Source organism: Streptomyces sp. NPDC002676, from assembly GCF_053592455.1.
Map to the genome: position 1 here is coordinate 69174 of NZ_JBSFVT010000005.1, position 11788 is coordinate 80961.

Here is an 11788-nt window from a genome sequence, read left to right on the forward strand (position 1 = left end):
CGGGGGAAACCCCGGACCTGCGCATCGAGCTGCGCACATGCAGTACGTTCGGGTCATGTCCCAGCCCGCCAAGTCCGCACGTACACCAGCCACGCCCGACGCGCCGGAAAGTGCCGCAGGCAGCCGCGCCGCCGCCCAGCGGCTGAAAATGCGCCGAGAGCTGGCGGCGGCAGCCATGGAGCTGTTCGCGAACAAGGGGTACGAGGCGACGACCGTCGACGAGATCGCAGCCGCCGCCGGGGTCGCCCGCCGCACCTTCTTCCGCCACTTCCGCTCCAAGGAAGAGGCGATCTTCCCGGACCACGACGACACCCTGATCCGTGCCGAGGCGGTCCTGAACGCCGCCCCGGCGCACGAGCACCCGCTCGACACCGTGTGCCGCGGCATCAAGGAAGTCATGAAGATGTACGCGGCCCGGCCGGAGATCTCGGTCGCCCGCTACAAGCTCACGCGCGAGGTACCCACCCTGCGCGAGGCCGAGATCGCCTCGGTCGCCCGCTACGAGCGCCTCTTCACCCGCTATCTGCTCGGCCACTTCGACGAGCACGCACACGCCGACGACGCCAACGACGACCCGCTGCTGGCCGAGGTCGCCGCCTCCGCGGTGGTCACCGCGCACAACCACGTCCTCAGGCGCTGGCTGCGCGCGGGCGGCCAGGGCGATGTCGAGGCCCAGCTCGACCACGCCTTCGCCATCGTCCGCAAGACCTTCGGCACCGGGATCGGGGCCGGCCGCGGCCCGGCCGCGGGACCCGCCGCCACGTCCCCGGCGACGGTCTCCGCGCAGGGCGAGGTCCTGGTGACGGTCGCCCGCACCGATGCCCCCCTGGACGAGGTCATGCGCACCATCGAGGAGGCTCTGAAGGACCGCTGAGCGGCTCGCGGACCTCGCGAGCGCTGTGACGACGGCCACCCGACCGGGTGGCCGTTTTGGCATGTCAGAGGCCCTTTTCAGGCACATTTAAGAGGCCGTTCGATCGATCATCGCTCATCTGTCAAGTAAAGATTTCATCTGAGCCCAATTGCTGGCACTCAGTGCCTTGCGGCCTGACACGCGGTGTCATACCTTGATGTTGTCCGGGCGGCCGGCGCGCAGAGACCGATCGCGCGTCGGCTGTCCCAGCAAGCCAATGGCCTGCCCGTCCGGACGCCTGCGTCACAGGCAACCTCCCGCGCCACAAAGCGCTGCCGAAGCTCCACCCGCCGAACCGACGGCACCCCTTTCACAAAACCCTCAGCAGCAGCATTTCCAGCAGCACCGACGAATCCCCAGCGCCCCTCCCTCAGGGCGCTCACCGCCGGAGGCAACACCGTGACCGTGAAGGACATCCTGGACGCGATCCAGTCGAAGGACGCCACGTCCGCCGACTTCGCCGCTTTGCCGCTCCCCGAGTCGTACCGCGCGATCACCGTGCACAAGGACGAGACGGAGATGTTCGCGGGCCTCGAGACCCGCGACAAGGACCCTCGCAAGTCGATCCACCTGGACGAGGTTCCGGTGCCCGAGCTGGGCCCGGGCGAGGCCCTGGTGGCCGTCATGGCCTCCTCGGTCAACTACAACTCCGTGTGGACCTCGATCTTCGAGCCGCTGTCGACCTTCGGCTTCCTGGAGCGCTACGGCAGGCTCTCGGAGCTGACCAAGCGCCACGACCTGCCGTACCACATCATCGGCTCCGACCTCGCGGGCGTCGTCCTGCGCACCGGTCCCGGCGTCAACGCCTGGAACCCCGGTGACGAGGTCGTCGCGCACTGCCTGTCCGTCGAGCTGGAGTCCTCGGACGGCCACAACGACACGATGCTCGACCCCGAGCAGCGCATCTGGGGCTTCGAGACCAACTTCGGCGGCCTCGCCGAGATCGCGCTCGTCAAGTCCAACCAGCTGATGCCCAAGCCCAAGCACCTGAGCTGGGAGGAGGCCGCGGCCCCGGGCCTGGTCAACTCCACCGCCTACCGCCAGCTGGTCTCCCGCAACGGCGCCGGCATGAAGCAGGGCGACAACGTCCTGATCTGGGGCGCGAGCGGCGGACTCGGCAGTTACGCCACGCAGTTCGCGCTCGCGGGCGGCGCCAACCCGATCTGTGTCGTCTCCAGCGACCAGAAGGCGGACATCTGCCGGTCCATGGGCGCCGAGGCGATCATCGACCGCAACGCCGAGGGCTACAAGTTCTGGAAGGACGAGCACACCCAGGACCCGAAGGAGTGGAAGCGCTTCGGCAAGCGCATCCGTGAGCTCACCGGCGGCGAGGACGTCGACATCGTCTTCGAGCACCCGGGCCGCGAGACCTTCGGCGCCTCGGTCTACGTCACCCGCAAGGGCGGCACCATCGTCACCTGCGCCTCGACGTCGGGCTACAACCACGAGTACGACAACCGCTACCTGTGGATGTCCCTGAAGCGGATCATCGGCTCGCACTTCGCCAACTACCGCGAGGCCTGGGAGGCCAACCGGCTCATCGCGAAGGGCAAGATCCACCCGACCCTGTCGAAGGTCTACTCCCTGGAGGAGACCGGCCAGGCCGCCTACGACGTGCACCGCAACCTCCACCAGGGCAAGGTCGGCGTGCTGTGCCTGGCGCCCGAGGAGGGCCTGGGCGTGCGCGACGAGGAGATGCGCGCCAAGCACATCGACGCCATCAACCGTTTCCGCAACATCTGAGGACACCCGAGGTCATAGATGACTGAGCGTCAGAAGGACCGGCCGTGGCTCATGCGCACGTACGCCGGTCACTCCACGGCCGAGGCGTCCAACGAGCTGTACCGGCGCAATCTCGCCAAGGGCCAGACCGGCCTGTCGGTCGCGTTCGACCTGCCGACGCAGACCGGCTACGACTCCGACCACATCCTCGCCCGTGGCGAGGTCGGCCGGGTCGGCGTGCCGGTGGCGCACCTCGGTGACATGCGCCGGCTGTTCCAGGACATCCCCCTGGAGCAGATGAACACCTCGATGACGATCAACGCCACCGCCATGTGGCTGCTGGCGCTCTACCAGGTCGTCGCCGAGGAGCAGGGCGCGGACATCACCAAGCTCCAGGGCACGACCCAGAACGACATCGTCAAGGAGTACCTGTCCCGCGGGACGCACGTCTTCCCGCCGGGGCCCTCGCTCCGCCTGACGACGGACATGATCGCGTACACGGTCTCCCACATGCCGAAGTGGAACCCGATCAACATCTGCAGCTACCACCTGCAGGAGGCCGGGGCCACGCCGGTGCAGGAGATCGCGTACGCGATGTCCACCGCGATCGCCGTCCTCGACGCCGTGCGCGACAGCGGCCAGGTGCCCCAGGAGCGCATGGGCGACGTGGTGGCCCGTATCTCCTTCTTCGTTAACGCGGGCGTCCGCTTCATCGAGGAGATGTGCAAGATGCGGGCGTTCGGCCGCATCTGGGACAAGGTCACCCGTGAGCGGTACGGCATCGAGGACCCGAAGCAGCGCCGTTTCCGCTACGGCGTCCAGGTCAACTCGCTCGGCCTGACCGAGGCGCAGCCGGAGAACAACGTCCAGCGGATCGTGCTGGAGATGCTGGCGGTGACCCTCTCCAAGGACGCCCGCGCGCGTGCCGTCCAGCTGCCCGCCTGGAACGAGGCCCTCGGCCTGCCCCGGCCCTGGGACCAGCAGTGGTCGCTGCGCATCCAGCAGGTCCTCGCGCACGAGAGCGACCTGCTGGAGTACGAGGACATCTTCGACGGCTCGCACGTCATCGAGAAGAAGGTGTCGGCGCTCGTCGAGGAGTCCCTCGCGGAGATCGACCGGATCCAGGAGATGGGCGGCGCGATGGCCGCCGTCGAGTCCGGCTACCTCAAGGCGCAGCTCGTCTCCTCGCACGCCGAGCGGCGGGCGAGGATCGAGTCCGGCCAGGAGAAGATCATCGGCGTCAACATCTTCGAGACGACCGAGCCGAACCCGCTCACGGCCGACCTGGACACCGCGATCCAGACGGTCGACCCCGCTGTCGAGGCCCGCGTCATCGGCGCGTTGCAGAACTGGCGCGACACCCGCTACCAGCCGCCCTTCAACCACCCGCGCCCCTGCAAGGCGCTGGAGCGGCTGAAGGAGGCCGCCAAGGGCACCGGCAACCTCATGGAGGCCACGCTGGAGTGCGCCCGCGCCGGGGTCACCACCGGCGAGTGGGCAGGCGCCCTGCGCGAGGTGTTCGGCGAGTACCGGGCGCCCACCGGGGTCTCCTCCGCGCCGGTGGCCGTCCCCGCCGAAGCGGGCTCGCCGCTGGCCGAGGTCCGCGCCAAGGTGGACGCCACCGCCCGCGACCTGGGCGCCGGCAAGCTGCGCTTCCTGGTCGGCAAGCCGGGCCTGGACGGGCACTCCAACGGCGCCGAGCAGATCGCCGTCCGCGCGCGTGACGCCGGCTTCGAGGTGGTCTACCAGGGCATCCGGCTCACCCCGGAGCAGATCGTGGACGCGGCCCTGGCCGAGGACGTCCACGCGGTGGGCCTGTCGATCCTGTCCGGCTCGCACGCCCAGCTCGTTCCGGACGTGCTGGAACGCCTCCGTGTGGCCGGTGCCACAGATATACCGGTGATCGCCGGTGGCATCATCCCGAATGGTGACGCCGAAGAGCTGCGAGCCGCCGGAGTGGCCGCGGTCTTCACACCGAAGGACTTCGACATCACCGGAATCATCGGCCGCATCGTCGACGAGATCCGGAAAGCGAACAAGCTCGACCCCCTGGAGGTCCCCGCATGACGACCGTCAACCGCCTTCGCCCGCGGCGCTCCTGCCTGGCTGTACCGGGCTCGAACCCGCGCTTCCTCGAGAAGGCGCAGGGCCTGCCGGCGGACCAGGTCTTCCTCGACCTGGAGGACGCGTGCGCCCCGCTCGCCAAGCCCGAGGCGCGGCACACCATCGTCAAGTTCCTCAACGAGGGCGACTGGACGGGCAAGACGCGCGTCGTGCGCGTCAACGACTGGACGACCGAGTGGACGTACCGCGATGTCGTCACGGTCGTCGAGGGCGCCGGCCAGAACCTCGACTGCATCATGCTGCCGAAGGTGCAGACCGCCGAGCAGATCGTCGCCCTGGACCTGCTGCTGACGCAGATCGAGAAGACCATGGGCTTCGAGGTCGGCAAGATCGGCATCGAGGCGCAGATCGAGAACGCGCAGGGCCTCAACAACGTCAACGCGATCGCGCAGGCCTCCCCGCGCGTCGAGACGATCATCTTCGGCCCGGCCGACTTCATGGCCTCCATCAACATGAAGTCGCTGGTCGTGGGCGAGCAGCCGCCCGGCTACCCGGCGGACGCCTACCACTACATCCTGATGAAGATCCTGATGGCCGCCCGCGCCAACAACCTCCAGGCGATCGACGGCCCCTACCTGCAGATCCGCAACCAGGAGGGCTACCGCGCGGTCGCGCAGCGCGCCGCGGCCCTCGGCTTCGACGGCAAGTGGGTGCTCCACCCGGACCAGGTCGCCGCCGCGAACGAGATCTTCTCGCCCTCGCAGGAGGACTTCGACCACGCCGAGCTGATCCTGGACGCGTACGACTACTACACGTCCGAGGCGGGCGGCAAGAAGGGCTCCGCGATGCTCGGCGACGAGATGATCGACGAGGCCAGCCGCAAGATGGCCCTGGTCATCTCCGGCAAGGGCCGCGCCGCCGGCATGCAGCGCACCAGCAAGTTCGAGATCCCCGCCAACTAAGGAGCCCTGAGCGCGATGCAGTTCGGACGCACCTACGAGGAGTTCGAGGTCGGGGCGACGTACAAGCACTGGCCGGGCAAGACGGTCACCGAGTACGACGACCACCTGTTCTGTCTCCTCACCATGAACCACCACCCGCTCCACATGGACACCAACTATGCGGAGAAGACGACGGACTTCGGGAAGAACGTCGTCGTCGGGAACTACATCTACTCGCTGCTCCTCGGCATGTCCGTGCCGGACATCTCCGGCAAGGCGATCGCCAACCTGGAGATCGAGTCGCTCAAGCACGTGGCGCCGACCTTCCACGGCGACACGATCTACGGCGAGACGACCGTGCTCGACAAGTGGCCGTCGAAGTCGAAGAACGACCGCGGCATCGTCTACGTCGAGACCAAGGGCTACAAGCAGGACGGCACCCTGGTGTGCGTCTTCCGCCGCAAGGTCATGGTGCCCACCGAGACGTACATCAAGGAGCGCGGCGGCGAGCAGCCCGGCCGCCCGGAGCTGAAGCAGCAGGAGAAGTAATGGCCCGTCTCGCCCAGACCGCCGGTCTGACCGACGTCCAGCAGGAGATCCTCTCCACCGTCCGGGACTTTGTCGACAAGGAGATCATTCCTGTCGCGACGGAGCTGGAACACCGTGACGAGTACCCGCAGCAGATCGTGGACGGCCTGAAGGAACTCGGCCTGTTCGGTCTGATGATCCCCGAGGAGTACGGGGGCCTGGGCGAGTCGCTGCTCACCTACGCGCTGTGCGTGGAGGAGATCGCCCGCGGCTGGATGTCGGTGTCCGGCATCATCAACACCCACTTCATCGTCGCGTACATGCTCAAGCAGCACGGGACGCAGGAGCAGAAGGACCACTTCCTTCCGAGGATGGCGGCCGGTGACATCCGGGGCGCCTTCTCGATGTCGGAGCCGGCGCTGGGCTCCGATGTGTCGGCGATCACGTCGAAGGCGGTCAAGGACGGCGACGAGTACGTCCTGACCGGTCAGAAGATGTGGCTGACGAACGGTGGTACGTCGTCCCTGGTGGCCGTGCTGGTCCGAAGTGACGAAGGACACCCCGAGGGCACGGCCCCGCACAAGTCGATGACGACCTTCCTGGTCGAGAAGGAGCCCGGCTTCGGCGAGGTCCGCCCCGGCCTCACCATCCCGGGCAAGATCGACAAGATGGGCTACAAGGGCGTCGACACCACCGAGCTGATCATGGATGGCCTGCGCATTCCGGCCGACCGGGTGCTCGGCGGCGTCACCGGCCGGGGTTTTTACCAAATGATGGACGGCGTCGAGGTCGGCCGCGTCAACGTGGCCGCGCGTGGCTGCGGAGTCGCTCAGCGTGCCTTCGAACTGGGCGTACAGTATGCCCAGCAGCGGCACACCTTCGGCAAGCCGATCGCCCAGCACCAGGCCATTCAGTTCAAGCTGGCGGAAATGGCCACCAAGGTCGAGGCCGCGCATGCCATGATGGTCAACGCAGCACGCAAAAAGGACTCCGGGGAACGAAACGACCTTGAGGCTGGGATGGCGAAGTACCTCGCCTCCGAGTACTGCAAGGAGGTCGTGGAGGATGCCTTCCGGATCCACGGCGGCTACGGCTTCTCCAAGGAGTACGAGATCGAGCGCCTCTACCGCGAGGCTCCGATGCTGCTCATCGGTGAAGGTACCGCCGAGATCCAGAAAATGATCATCGGGCGCAGGCTGCTCGAAGAGTATCGGCTCCAGGGCTGATTGTCCGGAAACGGGGTGTTTTCTTCGAGAAGAAGATCACACCCCGTAGGCACTCTTCAGCCGCCGACTCGGCTTCCTGGCTTGCCCAGTTGTGGCCCGCGACCGGTACGATCCCGGGAAAGCCGCCGTCCCCCATCGAAGCGCGGCATCGTCCGCTACGAAGGTCATCCATGCCCCACAGCCAAACCTCTGCACCTCGCGACAGCCTGGCCGGCGTACGCCTCGCGCGCGGAGCATCGCCGTGGCTTCTCCCGACCGTCGCCACCGCAGCCCTCAGCCTGGCCCGGGCCCGCCGCTCCGGCGCCGCCAAGGCCGTCGCCGTGCCCGCCACCGCGCTCGCCGCGGGCATGCTGTGGTTCTTCCGCGACCCCGAGCGCGAGATCGCCCAGGGCCGGGTCATCTCGCCCGCCGACGGTGTGGTGCAGAGCATCATGCCGTGGAAGGACGGCCGCACCCGCGTCGCGATCTTCATGAGCCCGCTCAATGTCCACGTCAACCGCGCGCCCCTCGCGGGCACGGTGACGTCGGTCGAGCACATCCCCGGCGGCTTTGTTCCGGCTTTCAACAAGGAGAGCGAGAACAACGAGCGCGTAGTCTGGCATTTCGATACCGAACTCGGCGACATCGAGATGATCCAGATCGCCGGCGCGGTGGCCCGTCGCATCGTGCCGTACGTGCCCCAGGGCACCAAGGTCGAGCAGGGTGACCGCATCGGTCTGATCCGCTTCGGCTCGCGCGTCGACATCTACCTGCCCGAGGGCGTGGAGGTCGCGGTCGAGGTCGGGCAGAAGACCGTGGCTGGGGTGACTCGCATTGACCGTGACTGATCCGGAGACACAGGCGGGCTGGGTGCCCGAGGCCGACGAGGTCGACGAAGAGGAGGAGATGCCGCTCTCTCTCCGTCTCTCGATAGCGGACACCCTCACGCTCGGCAACGCCACGTGCGGCTTCATGGCGGTGTACTTCACCACCACCGGCATCCTGATCCCGCACCTCACGGGCGACCAGGAGACGGGCATGGCCCGGCACAGCGCGGCCACCGCGGTCATCCTGATGCTCTGCGCGGCCGTGTTCGACCTGTTCGACGGCCTGGTGGCCCGCAAGCTGCGCTCGTCGCCGATGGGCGCGGAGCTGGACAACCTCTCGGACCTGATCAGCTTCGGCCTGGCGCCGGCGTACTTCGTTCTCGTCTACGGCATGGTCGCGGACGACGCTCACCAGAGAATGGCGGCGCTCGGGGCAATCGTGGTGCTCCTGGCCGTCGTCCTGCGCCTGGCGCGTTTCTCCTGCGTGACGCCGACGAACGGCATGTTCCAGGGCATGCCCTCGCCGTTCGGCGCGCTGACGGTCGTCTCCATCGTGCTGCTGGAGCTGCCCTTCGTGGCGACGCTGCTGGCGATCGTGGGCACGGCCTGGCTGATGGTGAGCCGGGTCGAGTACCCGAAGCCGAGGGGGCGCCTCGCCGGGGCGATGCTCGCCTGGATCGTCCTGTCCATGGGCCTGCTGGCCGCCTGGGCCCTGGACGCCCCGAGCGGTCAGCTGCTCCTCCAGACCGGCTGTGCGCTGCAGCTGGTCATGGGCGCGGTGATCCCGCTGTTCGCCACGGCTCGCCGGGTGAACAACTTCCGCGACAACCGCCGGGAGGCGCGGGCGGCCCAGCTGCCCTAGCCTCAGCACCGGCACCGACGGGTGTGGCCCGAGTCTTCACGGCTCGGGCCACACCCGTTTCGCGTTCAAGCGTACCGATCGACTCCCTCTTGACGGGTCAACTACCTCTGTTTCATACCGATTTGCAGCACTTGGGGAGGGGGAGGACGGTGGAACCATGTCCTCATATTCCAGCGCGGACTACCGCGTTCGCCATAAGTCCACTATTCCGGCGAACTCCGGCGAATGGGTGGACCTCTTCGTGCGGGAGTACAACGGCACCCACGGGAACCAGGACCCCAAGCCGGTGCTGATGCTCCACGGCCGGAGCTCACCGGCGGTCGCGGGATACGACCTCGTGATCCCGCCCGGCACCGGCCCCGACAGCCCCGACGCCCCCCAGGGCCCCGACATCCGGTACAGCTGGGCACAGGAGCTGGCGCGGGACGGCTTCGACGTCTTCCTCATGGACCTGCAGGGCAGCGGACTGTCACCGCGGCCGACGATGGACGACCCCTGCAACGCCAACCCCGCCCAGCAGGCCACGGTCCTGGTCCCCTTCCCGCTGGCGAAGCCGTGCCCTGGGCCGCCTCCGTACGCGCACCAGCTGGGCAACTCCGACAGCGAGTGGGCGGAGCTGGACACCGTGGTCAAGTTCATCCAGTCGCTGCCCGGCAGGAACAAGCCGATCGACTTCATCGGCTGGTCCGCGGGGGCCTTCGTCATGGGGCCCTACGTCCTCCAGCACCCCGGCAACGTCGGGTCACTGCTCCTGCTGGCCCCGATCTTCCCGCCGAACGGCCGCTGGTCCAAGAACGCCTCGAAGCCGTTCGGGCGCCCGCCCGACGCCCAGACGATGCCCGTGTCCACGCCTGCGGTCACGTTCGGCTTCCCGATGAACGTCGGCAGCAAGACCGGGTTCAAGACCGCGTGGGACGCCGAGCAGGGCAGCCCGGAGCAGCGCGAGGACGGGATGGTGGACCGGGTGTGGGCGGCTTTCATGGCCAACGACCCCGAGGGCGCCAAATGGGGACCCCCGTTGCCGGACGGCACGCACGAGGGCGTGCTGCGCTACCGGAACACCTACTGGTGGGGCTGGAACACCCAGACCGTGCCGATCAAGGACGCGAGCGGCACGCCCGTACTCGGCGAGGCGGTGCCCGTGCTCATCATCTACGGGGACCAGGACACGCAGGCGAACACCCCGGCCACGCTGCCCCCGGTTCTGCACTTCTCCGTACCGGACCTCTACGAGGCCGTCCCGGGAGTCCAGAAGCTCATGTTCCGCTACGCGGGCGCCGGGCACAGCATGGTCTGGGAACGCATGTCCAAGCCCCTGCACGACATGTCGAAGCAGTGGCTCAAGAACCGCAAGGTGGAGGGCCTCACGTCCGGCAGCTACTTCAGGGACATCGACGGCGACCTGACGCCCCTGGACTAGCCGGACCCGGCCGGTGGGGGCGGGGGCGCCCGGTCCGCCGAGCGCCCCCGCCCTCCCCCTCAGCCCAGGTGGTCCTCGGCGACCCTGGCGGCGACCCGCTCCAGGATCGGTCCGGCGTCCGCGATGCACTTCGCCACGTCCGGTTCGACCTCCGTCAGCGGGTACGCCCGCAGGATCCCGGCCCGCTCCAGTGCCGCGGGCTCCAGCGCCAGCCGCCCGCACACGGCGACGACCTCCTTGCCCGCGGCCCGGGCGGCGGCGGCGACCCCCGCCGGGGCCTTGCCGTGCAGGGTCTGCTCGTCCAGGGAGCCCTCGCCGGTGATCACCAGGTCGGCCCGGTCCAGCGCCGGTGCGAAGCCCAGGACGTCCAGCATGACCTCGATGCCCGGGCGGAAACGGGCGCCCAGCAGGAGGGCGCCGTAGCCGATGCCGCCCGCCGCGCCCGCGCCCGGTGCCGCCGCGTACTCGGCGGCACGCGGCCCCACGGCCGCCTCCAGGACCTCGGCGAAGTGCGCGAGGGCCGCGTCCAGGGTGTCCACGTCGTCCGGGGAGGCCCCCTTCTGCGGGCCGTAGATCGCGGGCGCGCCCTTGGGGCCGGTCAGCGGGTTGTCGACGTCGCTGGCGAGGATCAGCTCGACGGAGGACAGGCGGGGGTCCAGGCCCGAAAGGTCGGCGCTCGCCAGAGCGGCGAGACCGCCGCCGCCCGGCGGCACCGGCTCGCCCTTGTCGTCCAGGAAGCGCGCGCCCAGCGCGGCCAGCATCCCGGCGCCGCCGTCGGTCGTGGCGCTGCCGCCCACCCCGAACACGATCGTCCGCGCGCCCGCGTCCAGCGCGGCCCGCAGCAGCTGACCGGAGCCGTACGTCGAGGCCGTGAGCGGCGCGAAGACACCGGCCGGCAGCCGCTGCAGGCCGCTCGCCTCCGCCATCTCCACGACCGCCGTGTCGCCGCGCAGCGCGAACGCGGCCGTGACCTCCTGCCCGAGCGGCCCGGCGACCCGGAGCTCCCGGCGTTCGAACCCGGCCGCGACGGCCGCGTCGACCGTGCCGTCGCCACCGTCGGCGACCGGCAGGGCCTCGACCTCGACGCCCGGCACGACCCGGCGCAGCCCGGCCGTCACCCGCTCGGCGACCTGTACGGCCGTCAGCGAGCCCTTGAACTTGTCCGCGGCGATGAGCACCCGACGGGTCTCGTTCACTGCAGCGTCCGCCACCTTGCTTTCCCCTTGCTCTCCGGGCCCCGCGCACGTCAGGGCCAGTCGCGCCGCTGCGACCATAACCGGAGGACGCCCCCGCCGTCATGCACCGA

Annotated in this window: 10 protein-coding genes; 9 read left to right on the forward strand and 1 reads right to left on the reverse strand. The window is 68.9% G+C overall.

What is annotated here, in order from left to right; translation table 11 throughout:
* Positions 1-55 precede the first annotated feature (55 nt).
* From ACWD3E_RS16305 to ACWD3E_RS16345, 9 genes are all read left to right on the forward strand, one after another.
* A complete protein-coding gene (locus tag ACWD3E_RS16305; protein WP_451388214.1) occupies positions 56-874 on the forward strand; it encodes a TetR family transcriptional regulator in 819 nt (272 codons plus the stop codon).
* A gap of 444 nt (positions 875-1318) precedes the next feature.
* Positions 1319-2656, forward strand: coding sequence for a crotonyl-CoA carboxylase/reductase (gene ccrA, locus ACWD3E_RS16310; RefSeq protein ID WP_451388577.1), 1338 nt, complete (start codon positions 1319-1321; stop codon positions 2654-2656).
* Between the two features lie 18 nt (positions 2657-2674).
* On the forward strand, positions 2675-4702 hold the full coding sequence (locus ACWD3E_RS16315) for a protein meaA (RefSeq protein ID WP_451388215.1): 2028 nt from the start codon (positions 2675-2677) through the stop codon (positions 4700-4702).
* A complete protein-coding gene (locus tag ACWD3E_RS16320) occupies positions 4699-5661 on the forward strand; it encodes an HpcH/HpaI aldolase/citrate lyase family protein (protein WP_451388216.1) in 963 nt (320 codons plus the stop codon). Before ACWD3E_RS16315 ends, ACWD3E_RS16320 begins: the two co-directional genes overlap by 4 nt.
* A 15-nt stretch (positions 5662-5676) precedes the next feature.
* Positions 5677-6189, forward strand: a complete 513-nt coding sequence (locus ACWD3E_RS16325) for a MaoC family dehydratase (RefSeq protein ID WP_019757884.1) — start codon at positions 5677-5679, stop codon at positions 6187-6189.
* Entirely contained in the window at positions 6189-7394 is a 1206-nt protein-coding gene (locus ACWD3E_RS16330; protein ID WP_451388217.1) for an acyl-CoA dehydrogenase family protein, read from the forward strand. Before ACWD3E_RS16325 ends, ACWD3E_RS16330 begins: the two co-directional genes overlap by 1 nt.
* 170 nt (positions 7395-7564) lie before the next feature.
* Positions 7565-8221, forward strand: a complete 657-nt coding sequence (locus tag ACWD3E_RS16335; protein WP_451354617.1) for a phosphatidylserine decarboxylase — start codon at positions 7565-7567, stop codon at positions 8219-8221.
* A gap of 22 nt (positions 8222-8243) precedes the next feature.
* Positions 8244-9062, forward strand: a complete 819-nt coding sequence (gene pssA, locus ACWD3E_RS16340) for a CDP-diacylglycerol--serine O-phosphatidyltransferase (protein WP_451388578.1) — start codon at positions 8244-8246, stop codon at positions 9060-9062.
* A 157-nt stretch (positions 9063-9219) separates the two neighbouring features.
* Complete coding sequence (locus tag ACWD3E_RS16345) at positions 9220-10482, forward strand: alpha/beta fold hydrolase (protein WP_451388218.1); 1263 nt, start codon at positions 9220-9222, stop codon at positions 10480-10482.
* Between the two features lie 59 nt (positions 10483-10541).
* Here ACWD3E_RS16345 and ACWD3E_RS16350 read toward each other — a convergent pair whose 3' ends face one another.
* Positions 10542-11678 carry a glycerate kinase gene (locus ACWD3E_RS16350; protein WP_451388219.1) on the reverse strand — a complete coding sequence of 379 codons (1137 nt, stop codon included), beginning with the start codon at positions 11676-11678 and terminating at the stop codon, positions 10542-10544.
* Positions 11679-11788: the final 110 nt, after the last annotated feature.